Genomic DNA, 22,097 nt, shown 5'->3' with positions numbered 1-22,097 from the left:
TGGCTTTCCAGTTGAGCATGTTGAACTTCAAACACCTGATGGTGGGTGCCCTGTTGCTGACGGCGGCCTTCGATGCACAAGCCGAGCGGCTGAAGGACATCGCCAGTATTTCCGGCGTGCGTTCCAACCAATTGATCGGCTACGGCCTGGTGGTCGGGCTTAACGGCACCGGTGACCAGACGACCCAGACCCCGTTCACCCTGCAGACCTTCAACAACATGCTCTCGCAGTTCGGCATCAAGGTACCGGCAGGTTCCGGTAACGTGCAGCTGAAGAACGTTGCGGCGGTATCGATCAGCGCCGACTTGCCGGCGTTCGCCAAGCCAGGTCAGCAGATAGATATCACCGTGGCGTCCATCGGTAACTCCAAGAGCCTGCGCGGCGGCACCTTGCTGTTGACGCCGCTCAAAGGTATCGACGGCAACGTCTACGCCGTCGCTCAGGGCAACCTGGTGGTCGGCGGTTTCGATGCCGAGGGTCGTGACGGTTCCAAGATCACCGTCAACGTTCCGTCGGCCGGCCGCATCCCTGGCGGTGCGTCGGTCGAACGTGCCGTGCCAAGCGGTTTCAATCAGGGCAACACCCTGACCCTGAACCTCAACCGTTCGGACTTCACCACCGCCAAGCGCATCGTCGACAAGATCAACGACATGCTCGGCCCTGGCGTCGCTCAGGCCATCGACGGTGGCTCGATCCGCGTGACCGCGCCACTCGATCCGAGCCAGCGGGTCGACTATTTGTCGATCCTCGAAAACCTCGAAGTCGATCCGGGTCAGGCGGTGGCGAAAGTCATCATCAACTCGCGCACCGGCACCATCGTGATCGGCCAGAACGTCAAGGTTTCGCCGGCCGCCGTGACCCACGGCAGCCTGACCGTGACCATTACCGAAGACCCGATCGTCAGCCAGCCCGGCCCTCTGTCCAACGGGCAGACGGCGGTCGTGCCGCGCTCGCGGGTCAACGCTCAGCAAGAAGCCAAGCCGATGTTCAAGTTCGGCCCGGGCACCACCCTCGACGAGATCGTCCGTGCGGTGAACCAGGTCGGCGCGGCACCGGGTGACTTGATGGCGATCCTCGAAGCGCTGAAACAGGCTGGCGCGTTGCAAGCCGACTTGATCGTGATCTGAGGACGGCGATCATGGATATGCGCAAAAGCGGTCTGGTCAGCAGCAGTGATTCGGGTTCCTACTCGGACCTGAACCGCCTGAACCAGCTCAAGGTTGGCGACAAGAACAGCGATGCGAACATGCGCAAAGTGGCGCAGGAATTCGAGTCGCTGTTCCTTGGTGAAATGCTCAAGTCCATGCGCTCGGCCACCGAAGCGCTGGGCCAGGACAACCCGCTCAATACGCCGGCGGCCAAGCAGTACCAGGAAATGTACGACCAGCAGTTGGCCGTTTCCCTGTCCCGCGAGGGCGGCGGTATTGGCCTGGCGGACGTGCTGATGCGCCAGATGTCGAAGAACAAACCGATGGCGCCGGGGGAGGCCGCGGCAGCGTCTGCCGCCAAGCAGGCCGCCGCGCAAGCTGCCGTGGAAACGCCGATTGCCGCCGGTACGGTCGCCACCAACGGGCCGCTGTCGCGCCTCAATGGCGAGCGCCCGTTGTGGGCTTCGCGCTCGGTGAAGGCACCGGCAGGAGCGGGCGAGGGCGCTCACCGCAACGACATGGCACTGATCAATCAGCGGCGTCTGGCATTGCCACCGAAACTGGCCGACCGTTTGCTCGCCGGGCTGGTGCCATCTGCATCGGTATCGACATCGACCACGGCGGCGACCGCCACCGCAACGCAGAACAAAGTCCAGGTGCCGCCGAGCACCACGACCGGTTCCGGCTCTCTGTACAACGGCGATTGGCTGGCTTCGCAAACGGACACGACATCCAGCGGGCGTCTGCAGATTTATGGTCGTGCCATGGCTCAAATCCCACTGGCACCGGCGAAGAAAGCCTTCAGCTCCGCCGACGAATTCGTCAACACCATGCTGCCAATGGCCAAAGAGGCTGCCGACCGTATCGGCGTCGATCCGCGTTACCTGGTGGCTCAGGCTGCCCTGGAAACCGGTTGGGGCAAATCGGTCATGCGCGCCCAGGATGGCAGCAGTAGCCACAACCTGTTCGGCATCAAGGCCAGCAGTAACTGGAAGGGCGATTCGGCGCGGGCGATCACCAGCGAATTCAGAAATGGCCAGATGGTCAAGGAGACGGCCGAGTTCCGTTCCTACGCCTCTTACAAGGACAGCTTCCATGACCTTGTGACGCTGCTGCAAAGCAATAATCGCTATCAAGATGTGCTGAAGGCGGCCGATAACCCAGAACAGTATGTACGCGAGTTGCAAAAAGCCGGGTATGCAACCGACCCGGATTACGCAAGCAAGATTTCGCAGATAGCCAAGCAGATGACGAGTTACCAAAACTACGCTGCGGCGGGCGCTTCCACGAATTTATAAGGTCTGAATCATGAGTTTGCTCAATATCGGGATGTCGGGTCTGTCTACCAGTCAGGCCGCTCTAACGACCACCGGCAACAACATTGCCAACGTCGACACCGCCGGTTATTCGCGTCAGCAAACCGTGCAGAGCACCAGTGCTTCCAATCAATACGGCAACGTATTCATCGGCACCGGCACGACGCTGGCGGATGTTCGCCGGGTATACAACGCTTACCTCGACTCCCAATTGCAGACCGCCACCTCGCTCAACAGTGAAGCGTCCTCGTACCTGACTCCGGCTACTGCGCTGGACTCGACGCTCTCCGACACCAACACCGGGCTAACCGGTGTGCTGCAGAAGTTTTTCACCTCGATGCAGGGTGTGTCGTCATCGGCGACCGACGATACCTCTCGCCAGTCGGTGCTGACCAGTGCCAAGGCATTGAGCAACCGCTTCAATACCATTGCCCAGCAGTTAAACGACCAGAACACCACGATCAACGGCAGCCTGGCGGACATGGCGTCGCAGGTGAACAAGCTGGCCACCTCGATTGCCAACCTCAACCAGAAAATTGGCGAAGTCTCCACCAGCGGCGGCGAGCCAAATGACCTGCTCGACAGCCGTAACGAAGCGGTGCGCCAACTGTCCGAGATGATCGGTGCGCAGGTCGTCGAGCGCGGTACCAACTATGACGTCTATGTCGGCAGTGGCCAACCGCTGGTGATGGGCAACACCACCAATACCCTGGAAACCGTACCGAGCAAGACCGATCCAACCCGTTCCGCGCTGCAGATGAACCGTGGCTCCAGCACAGTCGACATCACCTCGGTGGTCAGTGGCGGTGAAATCGGTGGTTTGCTCACCTACCGCAGTGAAGTGCTCGACCCTTCGCTCAACGAACTGGGACGTGTGGCCCTGGTGGTCGCTGACCAGATCAATAGCCAGCAGGCCCAGGGCATCGACAAGAACGGCGATTTCGGCACCGCGATTTTCAACAACATCAACAGTGCCGAACTGATCAGTCAGCGCAGCGTTGCCAAGGCGAGCAACAGCACGGGCTCCGGAAATTTGGACGTCACCATCAGTGACACCGGCAAGCTGACCACCAGCGACTATCAGGTGACGTTTACCACCGCCACCGACTACAGCGTCAAGCGTTCCGATGGCACCGACATGGGCGCCTTCAGCACCTTGACCACGCCAGCTCCGGTGATCGACGGCTTCAGCCTGGCGCTGAACGGCGGTGCCCTGAGTGCCGGCGATACCTTCAAGGTGACGCCGACCCGTAATGCCGCCAGTTCGATTCAGACCGTCCTCACCGATCCGAAAAAGATCGCGGCTGCCGCCCCGTTGACCGGCGTCACCAGCGCCAGCAACAAGGGCACGTACACCCAGCCGACCCTGACCAGCAAAGTGGACATCTACGACGCTACGGCCAGCGCCGACCTGCAGACCGGGCTCAAGTATTCGACGCCGGTCAAGCTGGTTTTCGATGCCGCCGCCAGCGGAACCCAGGGCTACACGCTCTATGATGCCAAGGGTAACAACATTGGCACGGGCACCATCGTTCCCGGCCAAAGCAACACCCTGAGCCTGCAAGTGGGCATGGTCGATGCCAGCGGCAACGCGATCAACGATACCTCCGGTGTGCAGAAGTCCTTCACCTTCGAGACCACCGTCGGCGGCACTCCGAATGCAAACGAGAGCTTCACCGTTTCCCTGACGGGAGCGGCTTCATCGGATAACCGCAACGCCCAGGCCATCAGCGACTTGCAGACCAAGCAAACCGTCGATACCGGCTCTACGAGCGGGGGCATCAGCCTGACCGATGCCTACAACAAGCTGGTGACTAACGTGGGGACCAAGGCTGCCCAGGGCAAGTCCGACAGCGAAGCCACCACGGCTCTGCTGACCCAGGCCAAGAGTGCCCGCGACTCGGTGTCCGGCGTCAACCTCGATGAAGAAAGCGCCAACCTGGTCAAATACCAGCAGTACTACACCGCGTCTTCGCAGATCATCAAGGCTGCGCAGGAAATCTTCAGCACGCTGATCAACAGTCTTTAAGGAGTCGTAGTTCATGCGCATTTCTACCGCTCAGTATTTCGAAACCACCGCTGCCAACTACCAGCGCAACTACAACAACGTGATCAAGACCGGTGCCGAAGCCAGTAGCCTGACCCGCATCAATACCGCCGCCGATGATCCGCTCGGTGCCGGCCGTTTACTGGAATTGGGTCAGCAGAGCGCGATGCTCGATCAGTACAACAGCAACATCAGCTCGACCAAAAGTGCGTTGAGCCTGCAGGAAACCACGTTGAGTTCCATTGGCACCGCCTTGCAGCGGGCCAAGGAAATCGCCCTCAGTGCCAACAACGGCAATGCCACCGACGATGACCGTAAAGCCTATGCAGCGGAGTTGAGCCAGATCCAGCAACAAGTCATGGGCCTGATGAACTCCAAGGATTCGGCCGGTAGCTACCTGTTCTCCGGTTCGAAAGCCGACACCGCGCCGTACTCGCAGAACTCCGACGGCACCTACACCTACAACGGCGACCAGAGCAGCATCAACCTGGGGATCGGCGATGGTTTGTCGGTGGCCACCAACACCACGGGCTGGGACGCGTTCCAGCAGACCATCAACACCAGCCGTACCCTGACCACCATGACCGCTCCGGCGGTGGATGATGGTCGAGTGGTCCTGTCCAATGGTCAGGTGAGCACCAGCGCGACGTACAACTCCACGTTCGCCGCAGGCGAGCCGTACACCGTCAGCTTCCTGAGCAGCACCCAGCTGCAGATCACCGATGCGCTGGGTAACGACGTGACCACCGAAGCCAGTCAGAACGGCGTGATCAGCAACAGCAACGGTGCCAACCAGGTGGTCAACTTCCGTGGTGTTGATCTGAACCTGAACATCAACCTTCAGGCGGGTGACGTTGCGGACACGGTCATTGCCGGTCACAGCTTTCAGTTGTCGGCCAAGCCGGACACCTTCAATGCCTCGCGCAGTGCCGGTAATTCGTCGACGACGGTCATCACCGGTTCCAGCGTGACCGACCCGGTTGCCTACAACAGCGCATTTCCGGCGGGCGGGGCGATCCTCAAGTTCACCAGCGCCACCGCCTTCGACTTGTACGCGGCGCCGATTACCACCGACAGCCAGCCGGTGTCTTCGGGCACCGTGGCGGCCGGCACCGCCACGGCGGCGGGCGTGACCTTCACACTGAGTGGCACACCGGCAACCGGCGACCAGTTTCCGATCCAGTCCAACAATCACCAGACCCAGAACGTGCTCGACACCCTGGGGCAGATGATCACCGCCCTGAATGCGCCGGTCGATGGGAGTACGACGGCCAAGCAGAGTTTTCAGTCGGCCATGGAATCGGGGCTGGCTAACCTGGACAGCGCCACCGACCAGTTGGGTTCGGCAGTGACCTCGATCGGCGCGCGCGGCCAGTCGCTGGATGATCAAGCCACGAGCAACCAGAGCCTGAGCATGGCGAACACCGCGACCCAGTCGTCGATTCGTGACTCCGACCCGGCCGAAGTGATGACCCGCCTGACCTTGCAGCAGACCATGTTGCAGGCAGCACAACTGGCGTTCAGCAAGATCTCTCAGTTGGGTTTGTTCAACAAACTCTGACGGTGACCGGGCGCCAAGGCGCCCTTCATTTTCGCCGCCGTATACCCACCGTCTTTTTTCAGCGGTTTGCAAGGGGCTCATTCCACCGAGTGGGCTCCCGCCGCTTGAGAGCCCCGCGCCGTGAATCCAGCCCCTCTAGTCAGTCTTGTCATTCCTGCCTTCAATCCACGCTTTTTCAGTCGGGCGTTGCAGGGCGCGCTGGAGCAAAGCTACATCAACCTCGAAATCATCGTCTGCGACGACAGCCGTGGTGATGAGATCAAGGGCATGGTCGATAGTCTGTCCGGGCGCTTCGGGGTCGATGTGCGCTATGTGCGCAACCCGCAGACCCTGGGGCTGGTCGGCAACCTGCAGGCATGCCTGGCCGAGGCTCAAGGCGAGTTCATCAAGTTCCTGTGCGACGACGATCAACTGTTCCCGGCTTGCATTGAACGCCAGGCCCAGGTACTGGCCGAGCACCAGGATGTGAACCTGGTCCTGGCGCAGCGGATGTTCTGGGATGCCGATGACTTCCAGTTGCCGGCGCGCCTGGAAAACAGCCCGCTGGCACCGACCTGCAGCCTGTTCAAGGGCGAAGACCTGCTGGCGATTTTCGAGAATTTCCCGAGCAATTTCCTCGGCGGCTTCAGCAACGCGCTGTTCCGTCGGGCGGATGTGCTGGAACTCCTGCCGGCCCTGACCCAGCCGGGTCATTGCTTTGTCGCGACCCTGGATTTCGCCCTGTACGTGTGTCTGGTGCGGCGCGGTAATGTGGTCGTGCTCAACCATGTGTTGAGTGTCGAGCGCCTGTATCCGGGACGCCTGACCCGTCAACAGCCGATGCTGGAAGCAGCGGCGGCGGAGATGCAATGGCTGGTGCAGATGCTCAAGGCGCGCAGCGGAGAATCCGCACCGGCGCCGGGCTGGGTCCGCTATGTGCCTTACACCAAGGCCCATCAGGCGCCGCGTGTCTGGGAGGAGCTGCCATTGAGCCGCTCCCTGGGCACCAAGCAGACCACGCAGCAGTGGCGGGTGGGGATCGCCAGCGAAAGCTTCCACGATCTGTACCGCCAGTGGCTGGACTGCCGCACCCTGAGCGATGTGCAGCGCACCTTGCTGCCCGACACGCTGGCCGGTTGGCGTCGGCAGCCGAAGATCGTTCCGGTGATCATTGACCGGCAGGGCGGCCGCGCCAGCCTCGATGTCACGCTGCAAAGCCTTGAAGGGCAGCTCTATGCGCCGGAGCTGGTGCTGGTATTGTCCGCTGCCTGCACCGAAGCGGCTCTTGAAGAGCGGGTGTTCAGCCTGCCGTTGCAGGACGACTGGCAGCAGCAACTCAATGAACTGTTGCCCCAGCTCGAAGGCGCGCACTGGTTCTATTTGCTGCGTGCCGGCGATCGCCTGATGGAATCGGCGCTGCTGATGCTGGCGGAGCGCATCGTCACCTCGCCTGAGGCTCAGTGCATCTACAGCGACGAAGGCGGCCTGCGCGAAGGCGAGTCGTCGGACCCGGTCTTCAAACCGGACTTCAACCTGGATTTCATGCGCAGCTACCCCTATGTCGGACGCGCCCTGGCATTCGATCGCCAGCGTTTCCTGGAAACCGGAGGCTTCGATTCGGCCTATGGCGAGCTGGCGCCGCACGATGTGCTCTGGCGCATGGTGGAAAATGGTGGAACCGGGGTGGTCGAGCATGTGGCCGAGATTCTCGTCGAGTCGCAGTTCTCCCTGTCTCAATGGTTGTCCTTGCCTGAAGTGACCGTGCTCAACCCGGTGGTCCTCGAGGCTCACCTGCAACGCCTGGGCGTGGCTCACCGAATCGGCGAAGGCAGCATGCCGCTGCTCAACCGTGTCGACTACCTGCATGCCGAGCGACCGTTGGTATCGATCGTCATTGTCTGCAAGGACCAATTGGCGGTCGTGCAACGTTGCGTGGAAAGCCTGTTGGAGAAAACCCTCTACAGCGAATACGAACTGTTGTTGGTGGATAACGCCAGCGAAACCGCCGAGGCCCGTGCCTGGCTGGCCGGCATGGCGCAACTGGGCAGCGACCGGCTGCGGGTGCTGGAGTATCCGGCCCAAGGCAATGCTGCAGCGATTAACAACTTCGCGGCGCGGCAGGCACGCGGCGAGTATGTGCTGATGCTCAACGCCTATGCCGTGATCACCGAAGGTGACTGGCTGGACGCGCTGCTCAATCACGCGCAGCGTCCGGAAGTGGGGATTGTCGGGGCCAAGCTGTTCAATTCCGTGGGTCGTGTGCTGCATGCCGGTCTGATTCTCGGTCTGCAGGGGCCGGCCGGGGTGCCGTTCTGCGGCGAGACTCTGGATGCGGCCGGTTATATGCATCGGCTGCAGATCGCCCATGACCTGAGTGCGGTGGGCGGCGATTGCCTGATGATCCGCAAGGAAATCTTCGATCACGTCGGTGGCCTGGACGAGCTGAACTTCGCCCATAGTCTCAACGAGGTGGACCTGTGCCTGCGGGTGCGTGAAAACGGCTATCTGGTGGTCTGGACCCCTTATGCCCTGGTGGCCCTCGGAGCGCAGCCGGTATTGGAACTGGATGACTCGGTCCGCGAATCCCGGGGCAAGGAACAGGAGTTGTTCTACCAGCGCTGGTTGCCGGTGGTGGCCCGCGATCCTGCCTATAACCCAAGCCTGATGTTGCAGAGTCTGGGTGGTTCGAGTTTCAGACTGGAGCCGGGCCTGACCAGCGGTTGGACGCCCTTTAGCAGTCGCCAGTTGCCACAGGTGCTGGCATTGCCGATCAACGCCTCGGCGATCGGGCATTATCGCGTGACGCAACCGCTGATCGAGCTGGAAGCCGCAGGCCGGGCCGTGGGGCGAATTCACTATGACCTGCCGTCGATCATCGAGGTCGAGCGCCAGTCTCCTGACGTGATCGTGTTGCAGGGGCGGTATTCCGAAGCGCCGATCAACGAAATCGTCGGCCTGAAAACCTACTCCAATGCCCGACGCATCTTCGAACTCGATGACTATGTCATCAACGTTCCGCACAAAAACGCCCACGTGCGCAATATGCCTGACCGTGCCGAGATGGAACGCCTGGTGCATTGGGGGATCAGCCTGTGCGATCGGGTGGTGGTCTCGACCGCGCCACTGGCCAATGCCCTGTCGTCCATGCACACGGACATTCGCGTGGTGCCGAATATGCTCACTCCCCATGTCTGGAAGGGGCTGAGCAGCCAGCGCCGCACCTCGAAAAAACCTCGGGTCGGTTGGGGCGGTGGCACCAGTCACCATGGTGACCTGGCGGTGATTGCCGATGTGGTCCGTGAACTGGCCAATGAAGTCGATTGGGTGTTCTTCGGCATGTGCCCGGATGATTTGCGCCCTTACATGCATGAGTTCCATGGGGTGATCGGGCTGGATGTCTACCCGGCGAAGCTGGCCAGCCTGAATCTGGACCTGGCGTTGGCTCCGCTCGAGTTCCATATATTCAATGACTGCAAGAGCAACCTGCGTCTGCTGGAATACGGGGCTTGCGGCTATCCGGTGATCTGCACCGACACTGAGGCCTATCGTGGGTATTTGCCATGTACCCGGATCAAAACCAACAGCACGGATGAGTGGCTGCAAGCCATCCGCATGCACCTGGCTGATCCGGACGCCAGCTACCGCATGGGCGATGAATTGCGTGAGATCGTCCTGCGCGACTATATGTTGCGCGGCGACAACCTGCGCTACTGGGAAAACGGTTGGTTGGCGGACTGATCGTTTCACCTGGCTCTTGAAAAGAAGGCGACCTTGGGTCGCCTTTCTGTTGCCTGCAGATTCAAGCTTCAAGCTCCAGCGGTCGATAGCTGCCCAAGGATTTTGTTTTTTCTCACCAAGGCACGGAAGAAGATATGGCAGTTATTAATGGAGCAAACGGCACGGATACGCTGATCGGTACGAATGAGGATGACGTCATCAATGGACGGCGCGGCGATGATGTCTTGATCGGCGGCGCCGGCGCGGACACGCTCGACGGCGGCGCGGGATTCGATACGGCGGATTATTCCTGGTCCATGGCCGGCATCAATATCGACCTGCACAGCGGCGTCAGCCAGCCTGGGATCGGCGGTGATGCCGAAGGCGATACGCTGAAAAACATCGAGAAAGTCATTGGCAGCGAATTCGGTGACACCTTTACCACCACGTTGGCTGGCCGGACCTTTGAAGGTGGACGGGGCAACGACACGTACATCGTCAATGCGGGCGGCGGCAAAATCATTGAGGAAAGCGGTTGGGGTGGTGGTTATGACGATCAGGTCCTGACCCGCCTGGCTCACTACCGGCTGGACGAGAATATCGAACGCCTGACCTATACCGGCACCGGCAAATTCACCGGTTACGGCAATGCCAGCGATAACGTGATCACCGGCGGTGCCGGTAACGATGTGCTGCTGGGTGGCGGCGGTGCCGACCATTTGATCGGCGGCACAGGTTGGGATACCGCGAGCTACACCGACAGCACCGAGGGCATGACTTTCGATCTGAAGTTCGGTTACAACACTTCCGGTATCGCCGTCGGCGATACGTTCACCGATATCGAAGCGATCCGCGGCTCGAACTACGACGACGTGTTTATCAGTGGTGCCGCGTTCAAGGCGTTGGACGGCGCCGATGGTTTTGACACGGTGGACTACTCGATGTCGGAAGCGGGGATCACCCTCGATATCCGTAACGGCGTGGGCAAACCGGGCATTGGCGGCGACGCCGAAGGCGTTACGCTGAAAAACATCGAGCACGTCATTGGCACCCTCTGGGATGACGTCTACGTTATCAACTCCCGCGGTATCACGATCTCCGAGCGCAACATCTCTGCGGGCACCGACGAGATCCGTACCAGTCTGGCCTCCTACACCATGGACGCCAACATCGAAGCGCTGACCTATACCGGAGAAGGCTCGTTTACCGGTTATGGCAATGCCGGCGACAACACCCTCACCGGCGGCGCCGGTAACGACGTGCTGGTGGGCGGCGAGGGCGCGGACCACCTGGTCGGCGGCGCTGGCCTGGACACCGCGAGCTACGCCGACAGCACAGAAGGTGTGACGGTTGACCTGATATCCGGGCAGCGGAGCACAGGCGTGGCGGTGGGTGATACCTACACCAGTATCGAGCTGATTCGTGGCTCGAACTACGACGACTATTTCCGGGCGAATGACTTGCCGATCGGCTTCGACGGCGGGGACGGCTTCGATACTGTGGATTACTCCTGGTCCAATGGTGCGGTGACCATCGACATCCGCGAAGGTGTCGGCATGCCTGGCATCGGCGCTGACGCTGAGGGCGATACGTTGACCCATGTGGAAAAGGTCATCGGTTCGTTCGATGCCGACACCTTCACCAGTTCCATCGGCGGCGTCATTTTCGAAGGTGGCCGGGGCGACGACGTCTACAACATCAATGCCGAGGACGTGAAAATCATCGAACAGGATTTCCTCGGCGGCACCGATGAGTTGCGCACCAACCTGGCGGTGAAGACCCTGGACTCGTTCATCGAGAACCTGACGTACACCGGCGCCGGGGACTTCACCGGTTACGGCAATGAAACGGACAACACCATTACCGGTGGTGCAGGCAACGACGTGCTGTTCGGAGGCGGTGGTGCAGACACCTTCGTTGGTGGCGACGGTGTGGATGTTGTCAGTTATGGCGACAGCAACATCGGGATCTCCCTCAATCTGGCGACATGGGAGCATTCCGGTATCGCGATGTATGACCGGTATTTGGATATCGAAATCCTGCGCGGCAGCCACTTCAATGACACGCTGACAGGCAGTGTCGGCGATAACTACTTTGAGGGAGGTCTGGGGGATGACGTCATCTACGGTGGTTATGGCGCCGATCACCTCTATGGCGGATTGGGGCCATTGAGCGGGCGTTCCACCGAGGCCGATACTGACGGTGTTCCCCAGGCCGACATGCTGTATGGCGGCGAAGGTGACGACGTCATTGTTACCGCTGTCGATGATCGGGGAAGCTTCGCCTATGGCGAAGGTGGCAATGACACCATCGCGGTGGCCAGCGGCACGGCCGATGGTGGTGGCGGTGAAGATGTGTTGACCGGCACGAGCAACAACTACGTGTTGCTGGGCGGTGAGGGCTACGACCAGTTGATCATGAACGCCGGCGGCTTTGCCAATGGCGGGGAGAATGACGACACCTATATCGTCAACACCAGCAACCTGGTGACGATCCGTGATGACGGCCAGGGCATGTTCTCCAATGACACACTGATACTGAACAACGTCGCCACCGCTGCCGACCTGAATGTCATGCGGGTTGGCGATGATCTTTACCTCAGTAACACCAACCCTGCGTCGGGAGCGGCTCCGGATAACGGCGTGAAGCTCCAGGATTGGTTCGCTGGTTTCGCGACCATCGAACACATCCAGACCGCTGACGGCCAGGCCTTCAACCTGCCGGCCAACGCCGATGCCTTCGCCATGTTCGGCTGATGACCTGATCTACGTTTAAGCATCATCCCTTGTGGGAGCGAGCCTGCTCGCGAAAGCGGTATGTCAGTCGACATCAATGTCGGATGACCGATTGCCTTCGCGAGCAGGTTCTCTTCACTGGGCGTCTTCCGGGTTCATGGAGCTGGCGCGTTTCCTGCAAGTCCCCCTTTATATCGCCATAAAACGAGCACTTGCAGCGTAGCGGGCAGTGCACACAACGGCGTTGAGCGTTTTATCCAGAAGGCCTGCAAAAGCTTGATACAGCTTGGCTGAGCCCTGTGACGAACAAGAGGGGAGACGATGAAGGCAGTTATTTTGGCGGGTGGCCTGGGCACGCGAATCAGCGAAGAGTCGCACCTCAAGCCCAAGCCGATGATCGAGATTGGCGGCAAGCCAATTCTCTGGCACATCATGAAGCAGTACTCCGCGCACGGAATCCACGATTTCGTGATCTGCCTTGGCTACAAGGGCTATGCGATCAAGGACTTCTTCGCCAACTACTTCCTGCACACCTCCGACGTCACCTTCGACATGTGCAATAACCGTATGGACGTTCACCAGAACTACAGTGAGCCGTGGCGCGTCACGCTGGTCGATACGGGCGATGACACCATGACGGGTGGCCGCCTGCGCCGTGCTGCCCGTTATCTGGAAGGTGAGCAGGCCTTCTGCTTCACCTACGGCGACGGTGTTTCGGACCTCAATATCGGCGCCCTGGTGGACTTCCACCTGACCCACGGCAAGCTCGCTACCGTGACGGCGGTGCAGCCACCGGGACGTTACGGCGCACTGGAACGTGATGGCGACAAGGTATTGGGTTTCACCGAAAAACCCCGGGGCGACGGTGGCTGGATCAATGGCGGCTTCTTCGTCCTGTCACCCAAGGTCTTGCCGTACATTGCTGACGATCAAACCTCCTGGGAAGCCGAGCCGCTGGCGGCCCTGGCCACCGAGGATCAGTTGCAGGCCTTCCAGCACGAAGGTTTCTGGCACCCGATGGATACCCTGCGCGACAAAAATCACCTTGAAGCGTTGTGGCAGAGCGGGGAGGCCCCATGGAAGCAATGGGACTGAGCCCGGAATTCTGGCGCGGCAAGCGCGTCCTGCTGACCGGCCACACCGGTTTCAAGGGCAGCTGGCTGACGTTGTGGCTGCAAAGCCTCGGTGCCGAGGTCAGCGGATTTTCGCTCGATCCGTCGACCGAGCCGAGCCTGTTCGAACTGGCCCGGGTGCACGAAGGCATCAACGATCAGCGCGGCGACCTGCGTGACCTCGGCGCCTTGCTGGAATTGATCGCCGACGTGCAGCCGGAAATCGTCCTGCACCTGGCGGCCCAACCGCTGGTGCGCGAAGGCTATCGCGACCCGCTCGGCACCTATTCCAGTAACGTCATGGGCACGCTCAATCTGCTCGAAGCGATCCGCCAGGTCGGCGGCGTGCGCGCCTGTGTTTTGGTGACGACCGACAAGGTCTACGCCAACAAGGAATGGCTGTGGCCCTACCGCGAAAACGAAGCCCTCGGCGGCCACGATCCTTACAGCAGTAGCAAGGCTTGCTGCGAATTGTTGGCGCAGTCTTATGCGGCGTCGTTCTTCCCGGCCGAGCGTTACGCCGAGCACGGTCTGGCCCTGGCCACGGCCCGTGCCGGCAACGTGCTGGGTGGCGGTGACTTCGCGCCTGAGCGCCTTATTCCCGATGTGCTCAAGGCCTGGTCGGCCGACCAGCCAGTGACCCTGCGCTACCCGCAGGCCGTGCGCCCATGGCAGCACGCCCTGGAGCCGCTGGCCGGCTATCTGCAACTGGCTGCCGGTCTCTACGAACAAGGCCCGGAGTTTGCCGGCGCGTGGAACTTCGGTCCGAGCGAAGCAGACATGTGCAGCGTCGGCGAAGTGGTCGAGTTGCTCGCCAACCGCTGGCCGCAAGCACGCGGATTGCGTATCGAACCGAGTGATCTTCATGAGGCCGGCCTGCTGCGTCTGGACAGCAGTCGCGCCCGTCAACTGTTGGCCTGGCAACCGCGCTGGTCGTTGCAGCAGTGCCTGACCCAGACCCTCAATTGGCACCTGGCGTGGCAGAACGGCGATGACATGCGTGAAGTCACCCTGGGCCAGTTGAACCTGTACCGAGGCGCGTTGTGAGCGAATTTCTGTTGAAAGCCTTGCCGCTGGCCGGTCTGTTCAGCGTGCAGCACAAACGCTTTGAAGACGATCGCGGGCACTTCGCCCGGCTGTTCTGCGAAGGCAGCCTGAGCGCTTTCGGCCAGCCGTTTCATATCCGCCAGATCAACCACTCCTGCACCCGTGAGCGGGGCAGTGTGCGGGGGCTGCATTATCAGAATTCCAATGCGCCGGAAGCCAAGCTGATTACCTGCTTGCGCGGCGAGGTCTGGGATGTGGCGGTGGACTTGCGCCCCGACTCCGAGACGTTCCTGCACTGGCACGCCGAACACCTGCGGGCCGGTGACGGTCGCAGCCTGTTGATCCCGGCCGGGTTCGCCCATGGTTTCCAGACCCTTACCGACGACGCCGAATTGCTCTACCAGCACAGCGCCGATTACACGCCTGCGCATGAGGGTGGGTTGTCGGTGAACGATCCACGGCTGGCGATTGCCTGGCCGTTGCCTGTCAATAATCTGTCGGCCAGGGATTCCAGCCATCCCTTGCTCGATGAACACTTCGCTGGAGTGCGTCTATGAACTGTCGTGGTTGCGGTACTCCTCTGGCCTTGCCGCTGATCGATCTCGGCACCTCGCCGCCATCCAACGCCTATGTGCACGCCGATCGCCTGGAACAAGCCGAGCAATGGGTGCCACTGAAGGTTGCGGTGTGCCAGCAATGCTGGCTGGTGCAGACCGAGGATTACACCAGCGCCGACAGCCTGTTCGACGCCGAGTATGCCTATTTCAGTTCGTTCTCCAGCACCTGGCTGGCCCATGCCGAGCGCTATGTGACGGAGATGGTCGAGCGCTTCGGCCTGACCGCCGACAGCCGTGTGGTGGAAATCGCCGCCAACGACGGTTACCTGTTGCAGTACGTCGCCGGGCGCGGCATCCCTTGTCTGGGCGTTGAGCCGACCCGCAGCACCGCGCAAGCGGCGCGGGGAAAAGGCCTGGAGATTCGCGAGCTGTTCTTCGGTCGCGACACCGCTGCGCAGCTGAAAAACGAAGGCTGGGCTGCCGACCTGATGGCAGCCAACAACGTGTTGGCCCACGTCCCGGACATCAATGATTTCCTCGGTGGTTTCGCCACCTTGCTCCAGCCGACCGGTGTGGCGACGTTCGAGTTTCCGCAACTGTTGACGCTGATGGCCGGGCAGCAGTTCGACACGCTGTATCACGAGCACTATTCCTACCTGTCCCTGACCGCTGTGCAAACCTTGTGCGAGCGTAATGGCCTGGAAGTGTTTGACGTCAGCCAGCTGTCGACCCATGGCGGTTCGTTGCGGGTGTTCGTCCAGTGTGCCGACGGTGTTCGCCGTGAGGTGCGGCCAGCCGTTCAGCAGCAGTTGCAGGCCGAACTTGCGGCGGGTGTGAAAACCCCCGAGTACTACGCGACCCTGGCGTCAGCGGCCGAACGCATCAAGCACGAGCTGCTGCGCTTCCTGTTGCAGGCCAAGGCCGACGGCAAGCGCGTGGTCGGTTATGGCGCGGCGGCCAAGGGCAACACATTGCTCAATTACGCAGGGGTCAAACCGGATCTGTTGGCTTGGGTCGCTGATGCCAACCCGCACAAGCAGGGCAAGTACCTGCCGGGCAGCCGCATTCCGATCGTTTCACCGGCACAGATCGATCTGGAAAAGCCGGACTACATCCTGGTACTGCCATGGAACCTGTTACACGAAGTCAGTCAGCAACTGGCTCAGGTGCGTGAGTGGGGTGGCCGCTTCGTGATTGCCGTTCCCGAGTTGACCGTCCTGTGAAGGTGCTGGTCACCGGCGCTACCGGATTCGTCGGCCGGCATCTGGTCGCGGCATTGCTCGCCCGGGGTTGCGACGTTCGCGCCGTGGCGCGCAATGCCGAGACTGCTGCGGGTTTGCCGTGGATCAATGAGGTGGAATTCATCGCGGCGGATATTCATGCCGCCGACCTGGACATTGCCACGCTGACCGATGGCGTCGATGCCTTGGCACATCTCGCCTGGCCGGGGTTGCCGAATTATCAGGCGCTGTTTCACTTCGAGCACAACCTGATGGCTGATTACCGGTTCATCAAAGGTGCGGTCGAGGCGGGCGTGTCGCAAGTGTTGGTCACCGGCACCTGTTTCGAATACGGCCTGCAGAGCGGGCCGCTCAGTGAGCAGACCGAGGCACAGCCAAGTAACCCTTATGGGCTGGCCAAGAACACCTTGCGTCTGTTCCTCGAAAACCTGCAGCGCCAACAGCCCTTCACCCTGCAATGGGCGCGGCTGTTTTACCTGCACGGCGCCGGGCAAAACCCCAACAGTTTACTGGCGGCGCTGGACCGGGCGATCGAGGCCGGGGACGACAGCTTCAACATGTCGGCCGGTGAGCAGTTGCGCGATTACCTGGCGATCGACACGGCCGCCCATTACCTCGCCGCGATCCTGCAACAGTGCGAATTCGACGGTGTGATCAATTGCTCCAGCGGCCAGCCGATATCGGTCAGAGCGCTAGTCGAGCAGCGGCTGCGTGAGCGCGGCGCGTCGATCCGTTTGAACCTGGGCCATTACCCATACCCGACCCATGAGCCGATGGCGTTCTGGGGCGTGGCGGACCGCTTGCAACAGCTACTGGGAGCAGAGTATGAGGCATGAGTTGTATCGGGTCGCCGACCTGCCGGTGTTGCAGAACCGTACCTTTGCCGACGCGCAATCGGCGAAAGCTTCGGCCTGCGCCGACATGGTGTTGGTGCAAGACGAGACGAGCGGGCTGATCTTCAATCAGGCCTTCGACGCCGACAAGCTCAGCTACGACGCCGACTATCAGAACGAGCAGGCGCATTCCGGCCAGTTCCAGCAGCACCTGAGCGATGTCGAAGGGATCATTGCCCGTCACTTCAAGGGCCAGGAACTGATCGAAGTCGGTTGCGGCAAAGGCTACTTTCTTGAACTGCTAAAAGGCCTGGGCTACGCCATCACCGGCATCGACCCGGCCTACGAGGGCGACAACGCCGACGTGATCAAGGCGCCGTTCACTCGCGGCCTGGGTCTGTCGGCGGACGCCATCGTGCTGCGGCATGTGCTGGAACATATCCAGGCCCCGGTGAATTTCCTCGCCGAAATGGCCGACGCCAATCAGGGCGGGCAGATCTACATCGAAGTGCCGTGCTTTGACTGGATCCTCGAGCACCGTGCCTGGTTCGATCTGTTCTATGAGCACGTCAATTATTTCCGCCTCGATGACCTGCGCCGGATGTTCGGCACCGTGCATGAGGCCGGTCACCTGTTCGGTGGCCAATACCTGTACATCGTCGCCGACCTGGCGACCTTGCGCCTGACCCCGGAACAACCGGTGCCACGCCTGGACCTGCCCGACAACTTCACCCGCAGCCTCGAGCGCGCGGTGCAGATCATTCAGGCAAACCCGGAGCAAGGTTCGGCGATCTGGGGGGCGTCGTCCAAAGGCGTGATCTATTCGCTGTTCCTGCAACGAGCGGGCGTGGCGGTAGATCGTGTGGTGGACATCAATCCGGCCAAACAGGGCCGATATCTGCCCCTGAGTGGCGTGCGGGTGTCTTCGCCGCAAGAGGCCATGGATGCCTTGCCCGAAGGCGCCAACCTGTTTGTGATGAACTCCAACTACCTCGAAGAAATCAAGCGGATGACCGGTGGACGCTACGTCTATCACGCCGTCGACAGCGCTTCGTTCCAGTGACTATTGAGATTATGAAAATGACCGACAACAGCATCAATAAAGCCTTCGAAGCCGAGTGCCAGGAACAGATCGCCCAGCAGGGTGACAACCAGAAACTCACCGGCCTGGCCCGGGATTTCTTCAACGAATCGGCCAAACACAAGTACAGCTACCACTTCTCGTGGATGGGCCGTCCGATCATCCAGCTGCCCCAAGACATGATGGCGATGCAGGAAATCATCTGGCAGGTCAAACCGGACCTGGTGATCGAATGCGGTATCGCCCACGGCGGTTCGATCATCTACTACGCCTCGTTGCTGGAGCTGCAAGGCCACGGTGAAGTGCTGGGCATCGATCTCGACATTCGTCCGCACAACCGTGAAGCCATCGAAAGCCACCCGATGAGCAAGCGCATTTCGATGATCGAAGGCTCGAGCATCGATCCTGCGATTGCCGCGCAAGTACGTGCCATTGCCGAAGGCAAGAAAGTCATTCTGGTACTGGACTCCAACCACACCCACGATCACGTGCTCGAAGAGCTGCGCCTGTACGCACCACTGGTTTCGGTGGACAGCTACTGCGTGGTCATGGACACCGTGGTCGAAGACATGCCGGCCGATTTCTTCCCGGATCGTCCGTGGGGCCCGGGTGATAACCCGAAAACTGCGGTGTGGAAGTACCTGGAAGAAAACAAGGACTTCGAGATCGACCAGCAGATGCAGAACAAACTGCTGCTCACCGTTGCTCCGGACGGCTACCTGCGTCGCGTTCGTTGATTTCGGCACATCATTAAAGCGTTAACCAGGCGATTCGCCGGTTGTGGGAGAGGTTATGCAAGGCAAGTCCGTTTCTGAGCACACGTTGCCACTCAATGAGTTGCTGACGGTGGTGTTGATTTCCCACAACCGTCCGGCTTTTTTGCGCAGGGCGATGAAGTATTACGGCGACTTGCCTTGCAAAGTGCTGGTGCTCGATTCCGCCACCGAGCATTTCAAGGGCGAGATCCCCGACGTCGAATACCGACACGTGCCGCAGTTTGCCTACAGTGGCTTCCAGGCCAAAATCGCCTATGGCGTGGAGCAAGTGACCACCCCGTACATGGTGCTGGCAGCCGACGATGACTTCATCGTGCATGAGGCGGTGGCCGAGTCGGTGGACTTCCTGGAAGCAAACCGCGACTACGGGATGTGCCATGGCTATTGCCTGATGTACCTGACCCTCGCTGGCAGCGTGAGCTACTACCGCCGCGACAAGAAGGTGTGCGAGGACTATTCCTCCGAGCGTCCTCAGGATCGCGTGGTCGAGTACATGGGCCAGTACCTGCCGCCGTTTTACGCCGTGACCCGTACCTCGCTGATGAAATCCTGGTATTCGTTGTTGCCGCCGGGCACCAGTTTCCAGTGGCAGGAAATCGGTCATGTGTACTACATGCTGGCGTGCGCCAAGGCGCGGATCCTGCCGACTGCTTATGTGGTGCGTGAGATCAACTACGGCAACTCCGAGCACAACACCGAGGTGTATCACTCGTTGACCTACACCGATGCCAAATCGGTGGCCGAGCGTGACGCCTTTGCCGAGTTCCTGGCCTCGTTGCCAACCGGGATCAAGGGCCTCGACCCGGTGCAGGGCAAAGCCTTCGTCATGGAAAGTTTCGACGCCATGATCGACAGCCTGCAAACCGGACGCGCCCTAACCGCGGAGCTGATTTTCCAGTCCATCTGGAACAACGCCCTCAAGGCACCTGATCGTCGTTTCGGGCCACAGCAGTACGTCGAAATGCCGTTCTACAATCAGGCATTTTTCGATCAGTTGACTCAGTTCGAATTCATGCTTCACGCGATGCCGGCCGGGCGTCTTCAGTTAGAACAGCTTGAAGGCGTGTGGACTCGTCAGGAACACTTGCTGAGCCCGCGCAACAACGACACGCCGGAAAGTGTGGTCGACCGTTTGTGGCAGGCCTACGACGCCAATGGATTCAACCGAACGGTGGTCAAGCGGCTGGCGGCGCAACTGGAGGTGTTGGGCGAAGACGAAGAGGCGCAGTCGATGCGGGACTGGAGCGGGCGCCTTGATGCGTTGTCGGTCGTGGATCATCACCCAACGTTCGACACCATGCGCTCGGGGCGCCTGCTCAAGTGGCTGGAGTCCCGTCAACCTGACACCGAACAGGCTGAGTCGATTGCCCGGCACTTGGCAGCCAATGATGGTGGCCCACAGTTCGGCATCCTTTTGCTGGACCTGGATAACAACGTCGAGAAATTGCAGGTCACTCTCGATAGCCTGCTTGAAGGCCACAGCAAGGCGTTCAAGGTCGTAGTCTTCACTACCGGCGAAGCGCCGGCGGCGACCACGGCACAGAACACGCTGCACTTTGTCCGAGTCACGCCAGGCAGCTTTGTCGACAAGCTGAACCAGAGCGCCCGTCAGTCGCCATGTGACTGGCTGTTGCTGGCCGAGGCGGGTGATGAGTTCACCGCGGGCGGTCTGTTACGTGCCAGTCTGGAGCTGTTGTCTGCCGACGACTGTCGCGCCGTGGCCACCGACGAAATCCAGCGTACCGACAATGGCGCACTGGTGGATGTGTTCCGTCCGGGCTTCAATCCTGACCTGCTGCAAAGCCTGCCGGCCTTGATGGCGCGGCACTGGTTGATCCGTCGCGATGTGTTGATTGAGGCCGGTGGTTACCAGCCTGACTTCAGCAAGGCCCTGGAGTTCGACCTGCTGCTGCGCATCATCGAGGCGGGTGGCCTGAGCGGTCTGGCCCACCTCGACGAGCCATTGCTGATCACTCAGGCACCGGTGCGGGAAGAGAATGCCCATGAACGCCTGGCGTTGCTGCGTCATCTGGGCAACCGTGGCTACAAGGCCAAAATCACCTCAGCGACCCCTGGCACCTATCAGATCGACTACCGTCACACTGAGCGTCCGCTGGTCTCGATCATCATCCCGGCCGGGGACGACTTGGCCCTGCTGCGACAGTGCTTGCAAGGCGTGTTGCTGCGTACCCGCTACACCCACTACGAAGTGCTGATCGCGGCAAATCCGACTCAGTCGGCCGAGCTCAATGATTGGCTGGGCACGCTGCAGAACGCCAAAGTACGTGTGCTGTATGCCGACCGAACGCTGAGCAATGTGGCGTTGTACAACGCCGCCAGTCAGCAAGCGCGGGGTGAATACCTGGTGCTGCTGGCTGCGGGCGGTGAAGTGGTCAATCCGAACTGGATCGAGTCACTGCTCAACCATGCCCAGCGTCCTGAAGTGGGCATTGTCGGCGCCAAGCTCGTCGATCGCGAAGGCAAGGTCACGCAAGCCGGTTTGATTCTGGGGATGAATGGCGGCGTGGGGTCGGCCTTTATCGGTGATCGGTATGACGCCAGCAACAGCTATCTGCAGCGATTGGTGCTGGAGCAGAACTACTCGGCAGTGTCGCAGGTGTGTCTGATGGTGCGCAAAGAGCTGTTCGACGCCCTGGGTGGCCTGGATGACGAGACATTTGCAGACGGCTTGAGTGACGTCGATCTGTGCCTCAAGGCTGGTCAGGCGGGTTACCTCACCGTGTGGACGCCGATGGTTCAGGTCATTCACCCGGGCGTGGTGGCGCAGGCTCCAGAGGTGCTCGACGCCCTGCGTGAAAAATGGACCGCTGCCTTCGCGCAGGACCAGGCCTACAACGCCAATCTGGCGCTGACCGGCAAGGGTTTTGCCCTGGGTGAAAGTACCCCGGTGAACTGGGCGCAGCTGCTCGCATAAGCCTGGCTGACA

The 22,097-nt window shown here is 60.7% G+C and carries 14 protein-coding genes; all 14 read left to right on the top strand.

The window, feature by feature from the left end; genetic code table 11:
• The first annotated feature begins 17 nt into the window (after positions 1 to 17).
• The 14 genes from AACY49_RS00785 to AACY49_RS00720 all read left to right on the top strand — a co-directional run bounded on the left by AACY49_RS00785 (position 18) and on the right by AACY49_RS00720 (position 22,085).
• The gene (locus AACY49_RS00785; protein WP_258700773.1) at positions 18 to 1,127 is read left to right on the top strand and encodes a flagellar basal body P-ring protein FlgI; all 1,110 of its coding nucleotides are present in this window, start codon (positions 18 to 20) and stop codon (positions 1,125 to 1,127) included.
• Between the two features lie 11 nt (positions 1,128 to 1,138).
• The gene (gene flgJ / locus AACY49_RS00780) at positions 1,139 to 2,446 is read left to right on the top strand and encodes a flagellar assembly peptidoglycan hydrolase FlgJ (RefSeq protein ID WP_339521377.1); all 1,308 of its coding nucleotides are present in this window, start codon (positions 1,139 to 1,141) and stop codon (positions 2,444 to 2,446) included.
• Between the two features lie 10 nt (positions 2,447 to 2,456).
• Positions 2,457 to 4,493, top strand: a complete 2,037-nt coding sequence (flgK, locus tag AACY49_RS00775) for a flagellar hook-associated protein FlgK (protein ID WP_339521376.1) — start codon at positions 2,457 to 2,459, stop codon at positions 4,491 to 4,493.
• A gap of 13 nt (positions 4,494 to 4,506) precedes the next feature.
• Complete coding sequence (locus AACY49_RS00770) at positions 4,507 to 6,072, top strand: flagellar hook-associated protein 3 (protein ID WP_258696985.1); 1,566 nt, start codon at positions 4,507 to 4,509, stop codon at positions 6,070 to 6,072.
• 120 nt (positions 6,073 to 6,192) lie between these two features.
• Positions 6,193 to 9,789 carry a glycosyltransferase gene (locus tag AACY49_RS00765; RefSeq protein ID WP_339521375.1) on the top strand — a complete coding sequence of 1,199 codons (3,597 nt, stop codon included), beginning with the start codon at positions 6,193 to 6,195 and terminating at the stop codon, positions 9,787 to 9,789.
• A gap of 134 nt (positions 9,790 to 9,923) precedes the next feature.
• The gene (locus AACY49_RS00760; protein WP_339521374.1) at positions 9,924 to 12,524 is read left to right on the top strand and encodes a beta strand repeat-containing protein; all 2,601 of its coding nucleotides are present in this window, start codon (positions 9,924 to 9,926) and stop codon (positions 12,522 to 12,524) included.
• Between the two features lie 300 nt (positions 12,525 to 12,824).
• On the top strand, positions 12,825 to 13,598 hold the full coding sequence (rfbF, locus tag AACY49_RS00755) for a glucose-1-phosphate cytidylyltransferase (RefSeq protein WP_258696983.1): 774 nt from the start codon (positions 12,825 to 12,827) through the stop codon (positions 13,596 to 13,598).
• On the top strand, positions 13,580 to 14,662 hold the full coding sequence (rfbG, locus tag AACY49_RS00750) for a CDP-glucose 4,6-dehydratase (protein WP_339521373.1): 1,083 nt from the start codon (positions 13,580 to 13,582) through the stop codon (positions 14,660 to 14,662). Before rfbF ends, rfbG begins: the two co-directional genes overlap by 19 nt.
• Positions 14,659 to 15,219, top strand: a complete 561-nt coding sequence (locus AACY49_RS00745) for a dTDP-4-dehydrorhamnose 3,5-epimerase family protein (protein WP_339521372.1) — start codon at positions 14,659 to 14,661, stop codon at positions 15,217 to 15,219. Before rfbG ends, AACY49_RS00745 begins: the two co-directional genes overlap by 4 nt.
• Positions 15,216 to 16,442, top strand: coding sequence for a class I SAM-dependent methyltransferase (locus AACY49_RS00740; protein WP_339521371.1), 1,227 nt, complete (start codon positions 15,216 to 15,218; stop codon positions 16,440 to 16,442). The genes AACY49_RS00745 and AACY49_RS00740 overlap by 4 nt, the downstream gene beginning before the upstream one ends.
• Positions 16,439 to 17,296, top strand: a complete 858-nt coding sequence (locus AACY49_RS00735) for an NAD-dependent epimerase/dehydratase family protein (RefSeq protein ID WP_339521370.1) — start codon at positions 16,439 to 16,441, stop codon at positions 17,294 to 17,296. Before AACY49_RS00740 ends, AACY49_RS00735 begins: the two co-directional genes overlap by 4 nt.
• The gene (locus tag AACY49_RS00730) at positions 17,286 to 18,356 is read left to right on the top strand and encodes a class I SAM-dependent methyltransferase (RefSeq protein WP_339521369.1); all 1,071 of its coding nucleotides are present in this window, start codon (positions 17,286 to 17,288) and stop codon (positions 18,354 to 18,356) included. The genes AACY49_RS00735 and AACY49_RS00730 overlap by 11 nt, the downstream gene beginning before the upstream one ends.
• Before the next feature lie 17 nt (positions 18,357 to 18,373).
• Complete coding sequence (locus tag AACY49_RS00725; protein ID WP_258696977.1) at positions 18,374 to 19,111, top strand: cephalosporin hydroxylase family protein; 738 nt, start codon at positions 18,374 to 18,376, stop codon at positions 19,109 to 19,111.
• A gap of 55 nt (positions 19,112 to 19,166) precedes the next feature.
• Entirely contained in the window at positions 19,167 to 22,085 is a 2,919-nt protein-coding gene (locus AACY49_RS00720; protein ID WP_258696976.1) for a glycosyltransferase family 2 protein, read from the top strand.
• The last annotated feature ends 12 nt before the right edge of the window (positions 22,086 to 22,097 follow it).

The organism is Pseudomonas sp. EL_65y_Pfl2_R96, from assembly GCF_963970905.1.
Classification (GTDB): Bacteria; Pseudomonadota; Gammaproteobacteria; order Pseudomonadales; family Pseudomonadaceae; genus Aquipseudomonas.
The sequence above is the reverse complement of the archived record's forward strand: the minus strand, read 5'-3'. Positions and strand labels throughout refer to the sequence as shown.